This is a genomic window from Aeromonas sp. sif2433 (genome assembly GCF_019218705.1).
Taxonomy (GTDB): domain Bacteria; phylum Pseudomonadota; class Gammaproteobacteria; order Enterobacterales; family Aeromonadaceae; genus Aeromonas; species Aeromonas encheleia.
Genome location: NZ_JAHUXD010000002.1, coordinates 1 through 18416, shown reverse-complemented (window position 1 = coordinate 18416; position 18416 = coordinate 1). Strand labels below are relative to the sequence as shown.

Genomic DNA, 18416 nt, shown 5'->3' with positions numbered 1-18416 from the left:
GCCCCGCATCTGCGGGGCTGTTTGCTGGGGGGAGGTGAACCTTGGATGGCAGATTAAACGGCCAGATAGTCCATGATCCCTTCGGCGGCCTTGCGACCCTCGTAGATGGCGGTGACCACCAGATCCGAGCCGCGCACCGCATCGCCACCGGCGAACACCTTGGGGTTGCTGGTCTGGAAGGCGTAGTCCGCCTGCTCGCGGGCCTTGATGCGATCCCGGTTGTCGAGCTCGATGCCGTACTCCGCCATCCAGGGCTGGGGGTTGGGCTGGAAGCCGAACGCCATCACCACCGCATCGGCGGCCAGCACCCGCTCGGAGCCTTCGATCACCACCGGATTGCGGCGGCCGTTGGCATCGGGGGCGGCGAGCTCGGTGCTCACCACCTTGATGCCGCAGGTGCGGCCCTGGGCATCGAGCTCCACGCCGATGGGCTGCAGGTTGAACATAAATTCCACCCCTTCCTCGTAGGCGTTCTTCACCTCCCGCTTGGAGCCCGGCATGTTCTCGGCATCGCGACGGTAGGCGCAGATCACCTTGTCGGCACCCTGACGGATGGCGGTGCGCACGCAGTCCATGGCGGTATCGCCACCGCCGAGCACCACCACCTGTTTGCCGGCGAAGTCGATGTAATCGGCCTGTGCCTTCTCGAAGCCCAGCAGCCGGTTGGCGTTGGAGATGAGGTAGGGCAGGGCGTCGTACACGCCAGGCGCCGTCTCATTCTCGAAGCCGCCCTTCATGTACTTGTAGGTGCCGACCCCGAGGAAGACCGCATCGAACTCACCGAGCAAGTCGGCGAAGGTGACGTCCCGGCCCACCTCGGTCTCGAGACGGAACTCGATCCCCATGCCCTCGAAGATCTCGCGCCGGCGTTGCATCACCTCTTTTTCCAGCTTGAACGAGGGGATGCCGAAGGTCAGCAGGCCGCCGATCTCCGGATACTTGTCGAACACCACGGCGCTGACACCGCTGCGCGCCAGCACGTCGGCGCAGGCGAGCCCGGCCGGGCCGGCGCCGATGACGGCGACCCGCTTGCCGGTCTGGATCACCTTGGAGAGATCCGGGCGCCAGCCCATCTCGAACGCCTTGTCGGTGATGTACTTCTCGATGTTGCCTATGGTGACGGCGCCGAATCTGTCGTTGAGGGTGCAGGCACCCTCACACAGCCGATCCTGCGGGCAGACCCGTCCGCACACCTCCGGCAGGCTGTTGGTCTGGTGGGAGAGCTCCACCGCCTCCAGGATGCGCCCCTCGTTGGCCAGCTTCAGCCAGTTGGGGATGTAGTTGTGCACCGGGCACTTCCACTCGCAATAGGGGTTGCCGCAGTCGAGGCAACGATCCGCCTGCATGCCGACCTGGGCCTGGTTGAAGGGCTCGTAGATCTCCACGAACTGGATCTTGCGGATCTTGAGCGGTTTCTTCGGCGGGTCGACCCGCTGGACATCGATAAACTGGAATACGTTCTGGCTCATAGGGTTCCCTCCTTATTGCGCCTGGATTCTGAGTTCTGCACTAGAGCGGCTGGTGTGGCCAAGCAGGGATTTGACGTCGCTGGACTTGGGCTTGATCAGCCTGAACTTGGGCACATAGGAGTCGAAATTGGCCAGTATCTCCTCGGCGCGCGAGCTGCCTGTCTCGTTCAGGTGCGCCGTGATGATGCCGCGCAGGTGCTCCTGATGGATGGCGAGATCCGCCACGTCCAGCAGTTCCACCAGCTCGGGGTTGGTGCGCTTGGCAAAGTTGCCGCACTCGTCCAGCACGTAGGCGAAACCACCTGTCATGCCCGCCGCGAAGTTGACGCCCGTGGTGCCGAGTATGGTGACTATGCCGCCGGTCATGTATTCACAGCCGTTGTCGCCTATCCCCTCGACCACTGCCAGGGCGCCGGAGTTGCGCACCGCGAAGCGCTCGCCCGCCGTGCCTGCCGCGTAGAGCTTGCCGCCGGTGGCACCGTAGAGGCAGGTGTTGCCGATAATGGCCGCTTCGTGGGACTTGAACGCCACGCCGACGTGGGGTTTGACCACCAGCTTGCCGCCGGTCATGCCCTTGCCGACATAGTCGTTGGCATCGCCGGTGAGTATCATCTCGAGGCCGCCCGCGTTCCAGACACCGAAGCTCTGACCTGCGGTGCCATTGAAGTGAACCCGAACCGGATCCGCCGCCATGCCCTGGTTGCCGTGACGCTTGACGATTTCGCCAGAGAGACGGGCACCCACCGAGCGGTCGGTGTTGCGGATGTCGTAGCGGAATTCGCCGCCAGACTTGTGCTCGACCGCGTCCAGCAGGTCCGCCACCATCTGCAAGTTGAGCGGGCCCTTGTCGAAGGTCGGGTTGTGCTGCTGGCTGAACAGGCTGGAGCCTGCCGGTGCCACCGGGCTCGCCAGTATGCCGGAGAGATCCAGCTTGGCCTGACGGGCGGTGAGGCCGGGCAGGGCCTCCAGCAGATCGGTGCGACCGATCAGATCCGTCAGCTGGGTCACCCCCAGCTGGGCCATCAGTTCGCGAGTCTCTTCGGCGATGAACTTGAAGTAGTTCATCACCATCTCCGGCAGGCCGGTGAAGTGTTCGCGGCGCAGCTTCTCATCCTGGGTCGCGACGCCGGTGGCGCAGTTGTTCAGGTGGCAGATACGCAGGTATTTGCAGCCGAGCGCTACCATGGGGCCGGTGCCGAAGCCGAAGCTCTCGGCGCCGAGGATGGCGGCCTTGATGATGTCCAGACCGGTCTTGAGGCCGCCGTCCACCTGCAGCCGCACCTTGTGGCGCAGGCCGTTGGCCACCAGGGCCTGTTGGGTCTCGGCCAGGCCCAGCTCCCAGGGGGAGCCGGCGTATTTGACCGAGCTGAGCGGGCTGGCGCCGGTGCCGCCGTCATAACCGGAGACGGTGATGAAGTCGGCATAGGCCTTGGCCACGCCGCAGGCGATGGTGCCGACGCCGGGCTCGGACACCAGCTTGACCGACACCAGGCAATCCGGATTGATCTGCTTGATGTCGAAGATGAGCTGGGCCAAGTCCTCGATGGAGTAGATGTCGTGGTGCGGTGGTGGTGAGATCAGGGTCACGCCGGGCACGGAATAGCGCAGTTTGGCGATCTGGGCGGTCACCTTGTCACCGGGCAGCTGGCCGCCTTCGCCGGGCTTGGCGCCCTGGGCCACCTTGATCTGCACCACATCGGCGTTCATCAGGTAGTGGGGGGTGACGCCGAAGCGACCAGATGCCACCTGTTTGATGCGGGAATTCTTCTCAGTGCCGAAGCGCTTGGGATCTTCACCACCTTCGCCCGAGTTGCTCTTGCCGCCGAGGCGGTTCATGGCCACGGCCAGCGCCTCGTGCGCCTCAGGGCCCAGGGCGCCTATGGACATGGCGGCGGAGTCGAAGCGGGGGAACAGGCTGGCTGCGGGCTCAACCTTGTCCAGTTCAACCGGGCTGGTGCCCTGTTTCAGGGCGAGCAGATCGCGCAGGGTGGCCACCGGCCGCTCGTTCACCAGGCGGGCGTACTCCTTGTAATCGGCGTAGTTGCCGGAGCGCACCGCCACTTGCAGGGTCTGCACCACGTCCGGGTTGTAGGTGTGATACTCGCCACCGTGGACGAACTTGAGCAGGCCGCCCTGAGTGAGCTCCTTGCGCGCCAGCCAGGCCTGGCGGGCCAGGTTGATCTGATCCTGCTGGATGTCGCCAAAATCACTGCCCTGGATACGGCTGGCGACGCCGCGGAAGCACAGCTCGACCACGGATTGGGAGAGGCCCACCGCCTCGAACAGCTGGGAGCAGCGGTAGCTCGCCACCGTGCTGATGCCCATCTTGGACATCACCTTGTAGAGGCCCTTGTTGATGCCGTTGCGGTAGTTGAGCATGGCCTGGCGCAGGCTCATCTTGAGCACGCCTTCCTCGACCTGCTTGGCGATGGTCTCGTAGGCCAGATAGGGGTAGATGGCGGTGGCGCCAAAGCCCAGTAGCACCGAGAAGTGGTGCGGGTCGCGCACGCTGGCGGTCTCCACCAGTATGTTGGCGTCGCAGCGCAGGTTGTTGTCGACCAGGGTGCGTTGCACCGCGCCCACCGCCATGGCGGCGGGAATGGGCAGGGTATCGGCACTGACGTCCCGATCCGACAGGATCAGCAGGACGGTACCACCGCGTGCCTTGTCGGCTGCGTCGTTGCACAGCCGCTCAAGCGCCCCTTGCAGCCCCTCTTCGGGCTGGTAGTTGAGGCTCAGCACCGCATGACGGTAGTGTTCCCCCTCCAGCGCCAGCAGCTGATGGAAGTCGGAGTAGAGCAGGATCGGCGACTGGAACAGCACCCGGTGGGCGTGGCCGAAGGTCTCGTTGAACACGTTCTGCTCGCGGCCGATACAGGTGGCCAGCGACATGACGTGATTTTCCCGCAGCGGATCGATGGGCGGGTTGGTCACCTGGGCGAACATCTGGCGGAAGTAGTCGTACAGGGTACGTTGGCTGGAGGAGAGCACCGCCATCGGGGTGTCATCCCCCATGGAGCCCACCGCCTCCTGGCCGTTCTCGCCGAGCACGCGGATGATCTGATCCAGCTCCTCGTAGGAGTAGCCGAACAGTTTTTGATAGGTCTTGAGTTGATCGTCCGAGAACTCGCGGGCGCCGGTACTGGCGTCATCCATCTGCTCGAACGGCACCAGCCGTTTGCAGTGCTTGTCCATCCACTGCTTGTAGGTGTGACGGCTCTTGAGATCGTCATCGATCTCGAAGCTGGTCCACACCTTGCCGTTGCTGGTATCCACCACGAACAGCTCGCCCGGGCCGACCCGGCCCTTCTCCAGCACCTCGTCCGGGGTGTAGTCCCAGGTGCCGACCTCGGAGGCGAGGGTGATGAACTTGTCCTTGGTGATGACGTAGCGGGCCGGGCGCAGGCCGTTACGGTCCAACGCACAGGTGGCGTAGCGGCCATCGGTCATGACGATGCCGGCCGGGCCATCCCAGGGCTCCATGTGCATGGAGTTGAAGTCATAGAAGGCGCGCAGATCGTCATCCATGTTCGGGTGCTTCTGCCATGCGGGCGGGATCAGCAGGCGCATGGCGCGGAACAGGTCCATGCCACCGGCCAGGAACAGGTCCAGCATGTTGTCGAGGCTGGAGGAGTCGGAGCCGGTGGTGTTGACGAAGGGGGCCGCCTCTTGCAAGTCAGGGATCAGCGGGGTGGCGAACTTGTAGCTGCGCGCCTTGGCCCACTGGCGGTTGCCGGCGATGGTGTTGATCTCGCCGTTGTGGGCGAGATAACGGAAGGGTTGCGCCAAGGGCCAGCGCGGGCTGGTATTGGTGGAGAAGCGCTGGTGGAACACGCAGATGGCGGCCTGCATGCGGATGTCGGCCAAGTCCAGATAGAAGCGCGGCAAATCCACCGGCATGCACAGCCCTTTATAGACGGTGACCAGGTTGGAGAGGCTGACCACATAGAAGTAGTCGTCGCTGATGCGCTTCTCGATGCGGCGGCGCACTATATAGAGGCGGCGCTCGAGATCCTTGTCGACCCAGCCTGGCGGCGCGTTGACAAAGACCTGTTCGATGCTGGGCAGGGAGGCCTTGGCGATGGGACCGAGCACATTGGTATCGATGGGCACCTTGCGCCAACCGACCAGACTCAAGGTCTCTCTTTCCAGCTCCTCGTCGATGATGTCGCGGGTCTGCTGGGCCAGGACGGGGTCCGGGTTCAGGAACAGCATGCCGACCGCATAGTTGCGGCCCAGGTGCCATCCCTTCTCCTCGGCGACAGCCCGATAGAAGCTGTCCGGTTTTTGCAGCAGCAGGCCGCAGCCGTCGCCGGTCTTGCCATCGGCGGAGATGCCGCCGCGGTGCTGCATGCGAGCCAAGGCTGACATCGCGAGACGGACAAGTTTGTGGCTGGCTTCCCCTTCCATGTGGGCCAACAGGCCGAAGCCACAGTTATCCCTCTCCAGCTTTGGATCATATAGTGACATTGCATTTCTCCCTTGCTCGGCCTTCCATCGCACTGTCATCAACAGATTGCATAAATTGCGATTGGCTCTTGTGGTTCCGTCCGCCTGAGGTGGCGAATCTCCAAACTAATGGGATTTTCAGGCAAGGTCAATTACACATCCCGGCTGTTTGCAATGTTACATCGTCATAACAAAATGTTGGTTTTAGAGTGTCGATGGGGATTTATCTCAATAAAAATCTTAATATCTTATATTTTGTGGTTTTTTGTGCTGATAACTTTGGCTTTAGTGGTCGACTGCATCGTGCCGGTGAACTGTAGTAATCTTACCAACCCTGGGTCATGAGGTCTGGCAGGGATCACATTTCGGCATTCTGCATCTTGCATTTATCCCCATGCGGGCTATTGAAGAAATTTCAATGTCTTACATAGAGTTATGAGATCCATTTCGGCTCTTCTCTCATCATGCATGTCGACGTAATGGTTTCCAAAAGTACCCTGAACCCCCAGTTGGCGGATACTTATTCGGTATATGATGAATATTTATATGTTTTTGGTTCCCGGCTTCGCTTGATCCAGCTCAGCCTCCCGACTGGCTCCCGCCCGTACAATGGCGCCCCTTTAGCGGAGGTGTCATGCAGTTACACGAACTCGTCAATACATTCGGCCAGGATCTCAAGCAGCGGCACGGCCAGAAGATCCACAAACTCTCCATTCACGGCGCCTTCACCTGCCCGAATAGAGACGGCACCCTGGGGCGCGGTGGCTGCACCTTCTGCAACGTCTCTTCCTTCGCCGACGAGTCGGCTCAGCAGCTCTCCGTGGTGCAGCAACTGCTGGCCCGCCGGGACGAGGTCACCCGGGCCAAACGCTACCTCGCCTATTTTCAGGCCTATACCAGCACCTATGCCGAGGTGGAATACCTGAAGCGCATGTATGAGGAGGCGTTGTCGGTCAGCGACATGGCGGGGATCTGCGTCGGCACCCGCCCCGACTGCGTGCCGGATGCGGTGCTGGATCTGCTGGCCGGCTACCAGGCTCGAGGCTATGAGGTGTGGCTGGAGCTGGGCTTGCAGAGCGCCAGTGACAAGACGTTGCAGCGCATCAACCGGGGTCACGGCTACGCCGCCTATGCCGATGCGGTGCAGCGGGCCCATAGCCGTGGCATCAAGGTCTGTGCCCATCTGATCGTCGGCCTGCCGGGGGAGGTCCCCATGGACAGCCTGGACACCTTGCATCGCATCGTAGAAACGGGGGTGGAGGGGATCAAACTGCATCCGCTCCATGTAGTGGAAGGCAGCACCCTCGGCAAGGCCTGGCAGGCGGGGCGCCTCGAGGTGTTGACGCTGGAGCAGTATGTGGAGGCGGCGGTCGCCATGATCCAGCACACGCCGCCCGAGGTGGTCTATCACCGCATCTCGGCCTCGGCCCGTCGTCCGACCCTGTTGGCACCGGTCTGGTGTGAAAACCGCTGGACGGCGATGGCCGGCATTGCCAGCGAATTGGCCCGTTCCGGAGCCCAGGGATCTCGCCTTGGCAGACCCTTCTCGCTCGCCGGCGTTAATGAGTTGTCACTCTAATTTCATTAAAAAAACAGGGGGTTATTAGATGAAATTCAGTCTTTGCAGTATAGTTTCATTCAAGTCGCCTTGATATGATGGTCGGCTTGAAAAAGATATTGTCATCAATAATTTTATTTCCTAACCGGACAGAGGTTCTTGCACTTGATGTCGCATTCTCATCGTCATCGGGCGCCGAGCATGGACCATCGCTGCCCGGCTTGATGGTATTTGGGTCTGGCGATGACGAGTGACATCATCGCCCTGTGCGCTAATTTGGTTGTCGGCTTTCGGTGACGGGATCCCTGCTCTGTAATTCAAGAGGTCGTCGGCATAATCAGGATGGCGATATTTCCCCGCGACAACCGTCTCAATCATGTTTTGACAGGATGCTATGCAAGCAGAAACTAGCCGTATCGATGAGCTATTGGAATGCCTGGTCTTCTTGACCCGCTTTTATGGCGTGCCCAACAGTCAGGATGCCCTGACCACGGGATTGCCATTGGTATCCGGTCGCCTGAGTACCGCGCTCTTCTCCCGCGCCGCCGAGCGTGGCGGCCTCTCTGCCCGTGAAGTGATCCAGCCGCTCGAGAACATCTCCTCCTTGCTGCTGCCTTGCGTGCTGCAGACCCGCAACGGCGGCGCCTGCATCCTGCTGGAGTGGAATGAGGACCGGACCCAGGGCAGGGTGATATTTCCCCAGGCCGGCGATGCGGCCCAGTGGGTCAGCCTGGCCCAGCTGGGTGACGAATACAATGGCCGGCTGTTCTTCGTCAAGAAGCAGTTCAAGTTTGATGAGCGCTCCCCCAAGGTGCTGGAGACCCGCGACGGTCACTGGTTCTGGAGCACCCTGTTCGAATCCCGGGGTATCTACCGGGATGTGCTGATCGCCTCCATCCTCATCAACCTGTTTGCGGTGGCCAGCCCCCTGTTCACCATGAATGTCTACGACAAGATAGTGCCCAATCTGGCGTTTGATTCCCTCTGGGTGCTGGCGGTGGGCGCCATGGTGGTGTTCACCTTCGACTTCGTGATGCGCCAGCTGCGCAGCTACTTCATCGACATCGCCGGCAAGAAATCCGATGTGCTGCTGTCGGCCAAGATCTTCGCCAAGGTGATGGGGATGAAGATGGAGTCCCGCCCCGCCTCGACGGGGGCCTTCGCCAAGCATCTGCAGGAGTTTGAATCGGTGCGGGAGTTCTTTACCTCGGCCACCGTCTCTACCCTGATTGACCTGCCCTTTGCGATCTTCTTCCTGTTCATCATCTGGCTCTTCGCCGGTGTCATGGTGGTGGTGCCCATCGTCGCCATGCTGATCCTGGTGGCGTACAGCTTCTATATTCAGGAGCCGCTCAAACAGTCCATCGAGGAGGGCTCCCGCCTTGCCTCCCAGAAGAACGCCAACCTGATCGAGAGCATCTCCGGCCTTGAGACCGTCAAGATCTTCGGTGCCGAGAGCATGTTCCAGCATCGCTGGGAGCAGGCAGTGTCCCACATCTCCACCTGGGGTGTGCAGACCCGCCGCATCACCAACTCCATGTCGTCGCTGGCGAGCTACATCCAGCAGGTGGTGACCGTGGGCCTGGTCATCGTCGGGGTCTACCAGATCTCGGAAGGACTGGTGACCATGGGGGGCATGATCGCCGCGGTCATGCTGTCGAGCCGGGCCATCGCGCCCATGGTGCAACTCTCCGTCCTCTCCACCCGCTACAACCAGGCCAAGTCTGCCCTGGATATCCTGGAGAAGATCATGATGACGCCGGGTGAGCAGGAAGAGGGCAAACAATACATCCATCACCCCGTTATCTTGGGCCGCATCGAGTTCGAGAACGTCTCCTTCAAATACCCGGGCATGGAAAGCAGCACGCTGCACAACATCAATCTGCGTATCGAGCCGGGTGAGAAAGTCGCCATCATAGGCCGGATCGGGGCGGGCAAGACCACGCTGGAGAAGCTGTTGATGGGGCTGTATCGCCCGACTGATGGCCTGGTGCGGCTCGATGGCTTCGAGCTGGATCAGCTGCCGCCGGCGGCCATCCGCCGCAACATCGGCTGTGTGCCGCAGGATGTGACCCTGTTCTTTGGCTCGGTGCGAGACAATATCATGCTCGGCAACCCGCTGGTGGACGACATGCGCGTCTTGCGGGCGGCCAAACGCGCCGGGGTGACCAATTTTACCAACCGGGATCCCAATGGCCTGGACAGACAGATCGGTGAGGGCGGACGCCAGCTATCCGGTGGCCAGCGTCAGGCGATCCTGCTGGCCCGTGCCCTGCTCAACGATCCCCCCATACTGGTGATGGACGAGCCGACCTCCAATATGGATAACCAGTCGGAGATGCACGTGAAACAGGAACTGGCACGGCTGGGGCCGGAGACCACCCTGATCCTCATCACCCACAAGACGTCCATGCTGGACGTCGCCTCCCGGGTCATCGTCGTGGAGCAGGGACAGATAGTGGCCGATGGGCCCAAAGAAGTGGTATTGCAACAACTGAAGGAAGGCAAGGTGCGAATGCAGGAGACGGCCAATGCCTAAAAACTGGTTCAAGAAAACGGCACCAGACGCTGTTCTGCCAGAGCATCTCGAGTATGTCGACGATGGCGCCGCCGCCGTTCTGCTGACCACGCCGACCCGGGCCAGGGCACTGCTGTGGTCCTGCTTCCTGTTCTTCATGAGTGCCATCATCTGGGCCGCCTGGGCGGAGCTGGATGAGGTCACCATAGGTCAGGGCAAGGTGATCCCGTCACGCCAGCTGCAGGTGATCCAGAACCTGGAAGGGGGGATCGTCAAGGAAATCTTCGTCAGGGAGGGGGACATAGTCGAGAAGGGGCAACCGCTGCTGCGCATCGATGACACCCGCTTCAAGTCTGACTTTCGCGAGCGTGAACAGGAGCTGGTGATCCTCAAGGGCGACATCGCCCGTCTGCGTGCCGAGATCAAGAGCGTGGTGGTCAAAAGCGAACCCAATCTCGGCTGGCGTGAGCAGGTGGTCATCGATAAGAAGCCCATCGTCTTCCCCGACGGGTTCGAGAACGTCTTCGCCGAGTATGTGACGCGTGAGAAATCGGTCCAGGATGAGCGGCTCAATAACCTGAACAACCAGCTCTATATCCTCGGCCAGCAGATCGAGCAGAAAGAGCAGGAAACCATCGAGCTCAACGCCAAGATCAGAACCGTGGCGCGCAGCGTGGATCTGGCTCGCCAGGAGTTGAACATCAGCCGCCCCCTCGCCAAGGAGGGGATAGTGCCTCAGGTTGAACTGATCAAGCTGGAGCGACAGGTCAACGAGATGCAGGGGGAGCTTGAGGCCAATCGCCTGCTCATCCCCAAACTCAACTCGGTGCTGCGGGAGACCATTTCCAAGCGCAACGATATCGCGCTGAAGTTCCGCGCAGATTCACAGACCGATCTCAACGAGCGGCAAGGAAAACTAAGCCAGCTGTCCGAGGGGCAGGTCGGGCTGCGCGACAGGGTCGATCGGACCAGCGTGATTGCGCCGCTCAAGGGCACCATCAAGAAGCTCAAGATCAATACCCTGGGTGGGGTTGTCCAGCCTGGCATGGATCTGATGGAGATAGTGCCGCTGGAAGATACCCTGCTGGTGGAAGCCAAGGTCTCGCCCAAGGATATCGCCTTCCTGCGACCTGGGCTGGAGGCCGTAGTCAAGATAACCGCTTATGATTTCACCGTTTATGGAGGCTTACATGGCAAGGTCGAACAGATAAGTGCCGACTCGATCCAGGATGAAGAGGGCAACTCCTTCTATCTGGTCCGGGTCCGCACCGAGAAGAGTTACTTGGGGGATGAGCTTAACGCACTTCCCATCATCCCCGGTATGTTAGCCAGTGCAGATATTATTACTGGTAAAAAAAGTGTCCTAGACTATTTGCTAAAGCCCATCCTGCGGGCTAAGCAGTCGGCACTGAGAGAACGATAAGCCAACAATCTAAAAACAACATGACTGGAGATAACATGAAGAAGACGATTGTTGCCATGCTGGTTAGTGGCGCAGCACTGTTTCCGAGCCTGAGCCAGGCTCAAACACTGGAACAGTCAGTGGCACAGTCACTGGCTACCCATCCGAAAATCAAGGAAGCTTTTGACCTCTATCAGGCGCGACTGTACCAGCACGATGGAGCCAAGGGCGGCTACTACCCCACCATCGATCTGCGGGGTGGCGTCGGTTATGAAAAGACCGATAGCCCCTCGACCCGTGCTGCGGGTAACAACTCACAGACCATCGATGATTCAATGACCCGCAAAGAGGCCGGGATCAGCCTGCGCCAGATGTTGTTTGACGGCTTCGATGTCAGCAGCAACGTGGCCCGGACCGATGCCGCAGCCAATGCCCAGCGTCTGGCCATGATCTCCGAAGCGGAGAACACCGCACTGCGTACGGCCGAGGTGTATCTCAACATGTTGCGTCAGCAGGAGATCCTGGAGCTGTCCAAGCAGAACCTGGAAACCCACGAGCAGATCCGCAGCGACATCCAGAAACGGACTGATTCAGGTCTCGGCTCGACCGCCGACCAGACTCAGATCGACGGTCGTGTCGCACGTGCCTACTCCAACCAGGCCGCGGCCGAGAACAACTATCGGGATGCCGAGAGTGAGTTCATCCGGGTCGTGAATGAAGCGCCCAAGGATCTGGTGCAGCCGGCGCCCAATACCCAGATGATCCCTGCCAGCCTGGAGGATGCACTGAAGACGGCCACCGAGGTACATCCGACCCTGCTCTCTTCCCTGCAGGACATCGAAGAGGCCAAGTACCAGCATGAAGGCTCCAAGTCCGGTTTCTATCCGAACGTGGCCTTCGAAGTGGATCAGAACTGGAATGAGGACATAGACGCGGTCAAGGGCCGTAACGATGACCTGACCGCCATGGTCCGGATGCGTTACAACCTGTTCCGTGGCGGTTCCGATCTGGCCGAAAGCAAAGCCACCTCGGCACTCTACTCCCAGGCAAAAGACATCCACCTGAATGCCTTCCGCCAAGTGGAAGAGGGTACTCGCCTGGCTTGGAACGCCAAGGAGTCACTGGCCAAGCAGAAAGTCTTCCTGAAAGAGCACGTGGACGCCAGCTATGACACCGTGCAGGCGTACAAGAAGCAGTTCGGCCTGGGCCAGCGGACCTTGCTGGACGTGCTGAACACGGAGAACGAACTGTTCGAGGCTCGCCGCAGCTACATCACGGCCGAGTATGACTCCCTGCTGGCGGATTACCGCATCCTCAATGCCATGGGGGGGCTGCTCAATGCCATGAACGTGCAGCAGCCGGCCGACTGGCAGGCCAACAACAACTGATGGCGATCGCGCTGACGTGATGTCGAGGCGAGGAATGACTGCAGCTTGCTGCAGTCATTCCTTTCCGCTTTCAGTTTTCAACAGATAACAATCATGAATGCCGCAGGGGAATGATGTGACATTGTGGTGGAAGGCAAGCGCGTGTGAGATGCCCTGGCCGGCTTGGTGCATCTGCCCATCCCTGCGTTGGCTGCGCCATCTGCTGTGGTTGTGTCTGCTTTCGCTCCCCCTGCTGCTGTGTGCCAGCCAACCATTGTCATCCGACGATCTCAAACTGGTGCAAAGGGCGGAGCAAACTTACGGCGCACGTGCAGGCAAACGGGTCACCAGCTGGCGAACGCTGGCCGTACAGAATCAGGCAGCCGGCCTGTCGGAGCGGCAGAAGCTGGAGAAGGTGAACCAGTTTTTCAACCAGATGCGTTTCATCGATGATATCAAGCTGTGGCGCAAGAAAGATTACTGGGCGACCCCGCTGGAATTTCTGGGGGCCGCCGGCGGTGATTGTGAAGATTTCAGTATTTCCAAGTATTTTACGCTGCTGGAACTGGGCATTCCGGATGAAAAAATGCGAATGGTATATGTCAAGGCATTGGATTATAACCAGTTTCATATGGTTGTTGCCTATTATGAGACGCCCGCATCTGTCCCTCTGATCCTGGACAATCTCGTCGGTGCCATTCGCCCGGCCAGCCAGCGGGCGGATCTGATGCCTATTTACAGCTTTAACGGTAGTCACTTGTGGTTGATGAAGGCGCGTGGCCAAGGGGAACTGGCCGGACAGTCATCACGCTTGGGATTATGGACTGATTTACGCAATCGCATGACTTCAGGGCGATTGGCTCGGCCTGTGGTGAATTTGGATGATTAACCTATGACGCTCTACAGACAATTACTGGCAACCATGTTGTTACTGTTCGGGTTGCTGTTTGCTGCCACCTACTGGGTGCAGTTCAATTCGACTCGCAACTATCTGGCACAGCAGCAGGAAACTACCGTCATCAATACCTCCACCGCACTGGGTCTGGCGCTGACGCCTTATCTGGAGAACGGGGACAAGGTGAGTGCCGAATCCGTCATCAAGGCCGTGTTCGACGGCGGCTACTACAAGCTGGTGCGGCTGGATCTGCTGGCGTCCAAGGATGTCATCGAACTCGAGAACAGCAGCGATATCCAGGGGGTGCCGCAGTGGTTCATCGAACTGGGTCTGTTTCCTGAGGTATCCAATGAATCTATTCTGACCTCGGGCTGGCTGCAGCTGGGCAAGCTGAAGATCGTGGGTCATCCGGGGCAAGCCTATTACGAACTCTGGAAGGGGATGAGCGAGCTGGCGACCTGGTTCCTGGTCGGATTCCTGCTCACCACCATCCTGCTGATGCGGGCGCTCAACTACCTGCTCAAGCCGCTCAAACTCATCTGCGATCAGGCGGTCGAGATAGAGCTGCACCATTTCGGGCATGCGATCCCCGAGCCAAAAAGCCGTGAACTGAAACAGGTGGTGCAGGCCATCAATACCCTCTCCAGCAAGTTGGCGCTGCAGTTCAAGGAGCAGGCTGACGAGGCCGAGAACCTACGGGCACGGGTCTATGTGGATGCTGTCTCCGGGCTCGGTAACCGCTCCTATTTCGTCGGCCAGGTCAATGCCTGGATCGCCGAGGCTGGTCAGGGTGGCGTCATGCTGGTGGCCGTCGACATGCTGGATGATCTGTACCGTGAAGAGGGCTTTGCCGCGCGGGACAACATGGTCAAGTCCATCGCCCAGGTTCTGAAAGAGTTGCTGAAAGGTTGGGATGGGGCGGCGCTGGCCCGTATCTCGGCCACCGAGTATGCCTTGCTCTGCCCGACCGATGATCTGTCGCAACTCAAGGACCTGGCGGAGCTTATCAATAACCGCATCGCCGATCTGGTCGTCAATCCCATGGGTGAAGCGGGAGCGCTCTCCGTGATCGGCATCGCCGGTCGTGATGGTGATGACGATCTTTCCGCTCTGTTGACCAAGGCTGACAATGCGCTTGGCAAAGCACGCAACGAGCGGCGCGGCGCTGTCGTCATGGAAGGGGGAGCGGATCAGGGGCTGATGGGACGCCTGGCCTGGCGTGACCTGGTACAGGATGCGATCGCCCGGAACCTGTGGCGTTTCAAGGCACAGCCAGCCTGTCGCTTCGACAACGGGGTGCGCCTGCACGCCGAGTTGTTTGCCTCTATCTCCCGTGATGGAACCGACTACTTTGCCGGCCAGTTCCTGCCTGCCATCGAACAGTTCAAGCTGGGTGGCGAGTTCGATCAGGCGGTGCTGGAGGCTTGTGCCCCGCTGCTCAGGCAGCAACCCGATCTGGTGCTGGCCGTCAACATCACGGCGGGCTCCCTCTGTTCCGATGATTTCCTGACGTGGCTGAGAGGGTATCTGGGCCTGCATGCCGAGTTGAAAGAGCGCTTGCTGTTCGAAATACCCGAGGCCGCCATCATGAAACACAAGGAGCAGGTGACCGCCCTGGTGAATGTGCTGCAGGAGCATGGCTTCCAGTGGGGGGTCGATCACTATGGTCGCCACTTCCAGTCCCTCGGTTATCTGGAGGAGCTGTCACCCGCCTATGTCAAGGTGGACCATGGCTATACCAGCCAAGTCATGGAGCCGGGGGCCGACACGTCCTTCCTGGCGGCCGTCTGCCGTGCCGCACACAATGCGGGCGTCACCACCATTGCCACCCGTGTGGAAGATCAGCAGCAGGTTGAAGTGCTTTCCAAACTGCACATCGACGGTTATCAGGGCTTCGTCCATCCGGCGTTCCCGCTGTCATAAGCGGTGCTCTCGCTCCAGAAAGGCCCCAATGTGGGCCTTTTTTTATACCCGTTTAGAATAAGTCTGGCCATTTCCCTACAGCACATCAATGCGAGATCCAAAAGAGGCCTTGTTAATTTATTGATTTGGTTGTGTAAAAAAACATTGTTCGATTCGCTGCATCGGATGGAGCTGAACAGATTCAATGTTGTACTTTTTTGCAACTGAAACGTACCGGGGACCTATCTAAGGTGTATCCATCAAGATCTGTCACTCTGGAGCAATGGATATGCGCACCCAAATCATCGACAAAACCGTCGTCGTCTCTTCCGTGGAAGGCAATGTTCAGATCCTGCTTGCCGATGGCAGCAGCCGTCCTCTCCAGCCTGGCGAGATATTACAACCGGGCGCCAAGCTCAATATTGCCGACGATGCGAAATTGATGTTGGCACCCTACGATGACAACCCCGGGCAGGCCGCAGCCGCCCCCGCCGAGACAGATATACCGGCCGAAGGGCAACCCTCATCATCGGCCGAGAACAGCAACCTCCCTCCAGAAATTGCGGCCTTGCAACAATCCATTCTGCAAGGGGTTGACCCGACCAAGAGCTTCGAGGCTTCAGCTGCGGGTGGCGCTCCTGCCGCCGGTGGTGGCGGCGGTGGCATTGGCGGGGTCGCCGGGGCCAGCGGTAACGGTGGTTTCGTGACGATCGAGCGGATCGGTGACGCAACCATTGCCGCCGCCGGGTTTGATACCGGCCACGATGCCCTGACGGTGCAGGATCTGCTGCAGGAAGATGATCTCCTGCCTGAGAGTGAGCTGGACGATCAGGATGAATCAGCCACCACCCCGGAAGAGCAGGCCATCAGTGGTGATCTTCTGACCAACAGCACCAACCCGGACGGTCCTCTTGACGCCTCGATCGTTTCCTATAGCTGGGGCAACAGCATCGGCATTCAGGCTGGCGTCGCGACAACCCTGGATGGGATCGGTACATTAATCATCAATGCCGACGGATCCTACACCTTTACCCCGGCCCTCAACTATACGGGCCCGGTGCCTCCTGCCAATTACATAGTGACGGATGGTGCCGGGACGGATCCCTCGACCCTGACTATCACCATCACCCCGGTGGATGAGCCCGTTTCCCTGGGGGGGTTGCAAGCCGACGGTGGTGAACTTGTCCTGAATGAAGCCTCTTTGGTGGATGGCAGTGCCCCCAACGCAGCGATCCTGACTCAGGGTGGTGTTTTTACCTTCAATGCGGCGGACGGTGTCCAGAGCCTGACGCTGGGTGGCGTCACGCTTATCAGCAATGGTCAGGTCATCAGCGGTTTCCCGCAGGCGATCCCCAGCCCTCTGGGCAATCAGTTGCTGGTCACTGGCATCAGCTACAACCCCGTGACCGGGGTTGGCAGTGTCACCTATGACTATACCCTGAGCGATAACGAGGCTCACACTCAACCTGCTACTGATCCCGCTTTGACCGAAAGTTTCAATGTTGTGTTGACGGACAGCGATGGTGACAGCACCAGCGGCAGCCTGGACGCCGTGATCCTGGACGATGTCCCGACGGCCAACAACGATGCGGGCGGCACCACCACCGAGGATGTGGCCGGCAGCCTGAACGGCAACGTGCTGGGCAACGACACCGTGGGTGCCGACACCCCGGCGGTCTTTGTGGGCTGGAGTGCGAGCGGGCATGACAACAGTGCTGCGGTTGCTGCACTGGGCAGCTACGGTACCTTCACCCAAAATCCGACCACCGGCGCCTGGACCTATGTGCTGGACAACAGCAAGGCGGCGACCCAGGCGCTGACGGCGGGCTCCAACCTGAGCTACGACGTCTGGTACACGATGAAGGATGCGGACGGCGATGAGAGCATCGCCAAGCTGACCATCAACATCAAGGGGGCGGATGACAGCTCCAGCGTGGTGACGGCGGCGTCGACGGGTCCGGATCACCTGGTGTACGAGTCTGGCCTCAATCCGAATGGCTCGAATGCTGCGGCCAACAGCGAGACGGTGAGCGGTAGCTTCACGGTGTCGGCCACGGACGGGATTTTGAATGTGGTGATAGGGGGTACCAGCTACACCCTGGCCCAGGTGCAAGGGTTCAACGGTAGCCAGACGGTCAATACCGGCGAAGGGGTGCTGACGCTGCTGAGTTACGTGGGCACGGCCAGTGGCGGGACGGTGAACTACAGCTACACCCTGAGTGCGACCATCGACAACGACAGCAAGCTGGGGGCGACGCCCACCGGGTTTGACGACAGCATCACCATCGGGGTGGACGGGGTGGGTGGCACCAGTGCCAGTGACCAGCTGATAGTGCGCATCGTTGACGATACGCCGACGGCCAACAACGATGCGGGCGGCACCACCACCGAGGATGTGGCCGGCAGCCTGAACGGCAACGTGCTGGGCAACGACACCGTGGGTGCCGACACCCCGGCGGTCTTTGTGGGCTGGAGTGCGAGCGGGCATGACAACAGTGCGGCCCTGGCCGGGCTGAACACCTATGGCGCGCTGGTCCAAAATGGCGACGGCAGCTGGACCTATGTGCTGGACAACAGCAAGGCGGCGACCCAGGCACTGACGGCGGGCTCCAACCTGAGCTACGACGTTTGGTACACGATGAAGGATACGGACGGCGATGAGAGCATCGCCAAGCTGACCATCAACATCAAGGGGGCGGATGACAGCTCCAGCGTGGTGACGGCGGCGACGACGGGTCCGGATCACCTGGTGTACGAGTCTGGCCTCAATCCGAATGGCTCTGATGCTGCGGCCAACAGCGAGACGGTGGCGGGTAGCTTCACGGTGTCGGCCACGGACGGCATCCTGACGGTGGT

9 protein-coding genes are annotated in these 18416 nt (G+C 60.1%); 7 read left to right on the top strand and 2 right to left on the bottom strand.

Annotation, left to right across the window (positions count from 1 at the left end):
• Positions 1–53 precede the first annotated feature (53 nt).
• Together KW825_RS03005 and gltB are read right to left on the bottom strand one after the other, a co-directional pair.
• Positions 54–1469: an FAD-dependent oxidoreductase gene (locus tag KW825_RS03005; RefSeq protein ID WP_218328176.1), complete on the bottom strand. Its 1416-nt coding sequence runs from the start codon at positions 1467–1469 to the stop codon at positions 54–56.
• A 12-nt stretch (positions 1470–1481) separates the two neighbouring features.
• The gene (gene gltB, locus KW825_RS03000) at positions 1482–5939 is read right to left on the bottom strand and encodes a glutamate synthase large subunit (protein ID WP_218328175.1); all 4458 of its coding nucleotides are present in this window, start codon (positions 5937–5939) and stop codon (positions 1482–1484) included.
• Between the two features lie 613 nt (positions 5940–6552).
• Here gltB and KW825_RS02995 point away from each other — a divergent pair.
• From KW825_RS02995 to KW825_RS02965, 7 genes are all read left to right on the top strand, one after another.
• Positions 6553–7497 (top strand): TIGR01212 family radical SAM protein, encoded by a 945-nt coding sequence (locus KW825_RS02995; protein ID WP_218328174.1) that lies wholly within the window; start codon positions 6553–6555, stop codon positions 7495–7497.
• 373 nt (positions 7498–7870) lie between these two features.
• Positions 7871–10015 carry a type I secretion system permease/ATPase gene (locus KW825_RS02990; protein ID WP_218328173.1) on the top strand — a complete coding sequence of 715 codons (2145 nt, stop codon included), beginning with the start codon at positions 7871–7873 and terminating at the stop codon, positions 10013–10015.
• Positions 10008–11417 (top strand): HlyD family type I secretion periplasmic adaptor subunit, encoded by a 1410-nt coding sequence (locus KW825_RS02985; protein ID WP_042654725.1) that lies wholly within the window; start codon positions 10008–10010, stop codon positions 11415–11417. Before KW825_RS02990 ends, KW825_RS02985 begins: the two co-directional genes overlap by 8 nt.
• 35 nt (positions 11418–11452) lie before the next feature.
• A complete protein-coding gene (locus KW825_RS02980) occupies positions 11453–12784 on the top strand; it encodes a TolC family outer membrane protein (RefSeq protein ID WP_218328172.1) in 1332 nt (443 codons plus the stop codon).
• Between the two features lie 148 nt (positions 12785–12932).
• Positions 12933–13652, top strand: coding sequence for a transglutaminase-like cysteine peptidase (locus KW825_RS02975; RefSeq protein ID WP_042654727.1), 720 nt, complete (start codon positions 12933–12935; stop codon positions 13650–13652).
• Positions 13653–13655: 3 nt separating this feature from the next.
• On the top strand, positions 13656–15581 hold the full coding sequence (locus KW825_RS02970; RefSeq protein ID WP_218328171.1) for an EAL domain-containing protein: 1926 nt from the start codon (positions 13656–13658) through the stop codon (positions 15579–15581).
• Positions 15582–15849: 268 nt separating this feature from the next.
• On the top strand, positions 15850–18416 hold a 2567-nt coding region (locus KW825_RS02965), incomplete at its 3' end, for a retention module-containing protein (protein ID WP_256353754.1).

Bases quoted from the DNA above. Each gene is read 5' to 3' on its own strand.
- KW825_RS03005 (WP_218328176.1), bottom strand. From the start codon at position 1,469: ATGAGCCAGAACGTATTCCAGTTTATCGATGTCCAGCGGGTCGACCCG.
- gltB (WP_218328175.1), bottom strand. From the start codon at position 5,939: ATGTCACTATATGATCCAAAGCTGGAGAGGGATAACTGTGGCTTCGGC.
- KW825_RS02995 (WP_218328174.1), top strand. From the start codon at position 6,553: ATGCAGTTACACGAACTCGTCAATACATTCGGCCAGGATCTCAAGCAG.
- KW825_RS02990 (WP_218328173.1), top strand. From the start codon at position 7,871: ATGCAAGCAGAAACTAGCCGTATCGATGAGCTATTGGAATGCCTGGTC.
- KW825_RS02985 (WP_042654725.1), top strand. From the start codon at position 10,008: ATGCCTAAAAACTGGTTCAAGAAAACGGCACCAGACGCTGTTCTGCCA.
- KW825_RS02980 (WP_218328172.1), top strand. From the start codon at position 11,453: ATGAAGAAGACGATTGTTGCCATGCTGGTTAGTGGCGCAGCACTGTTT.
- KW825_RS02975 (WP_042654727.1), top strand. From the start codon at position 12,933: ATGCCCTGGCCGGCTTGGTGCATCTGCCCATCCCTGCGTTGGCTGCGC.
- KW825_RS02970 (WP_218328171.1), top strand. From the start codon at position 13,656: ATGACGCTCTACAGACAATTACTGGCAACCATGTTGTTACTGTTCGGG.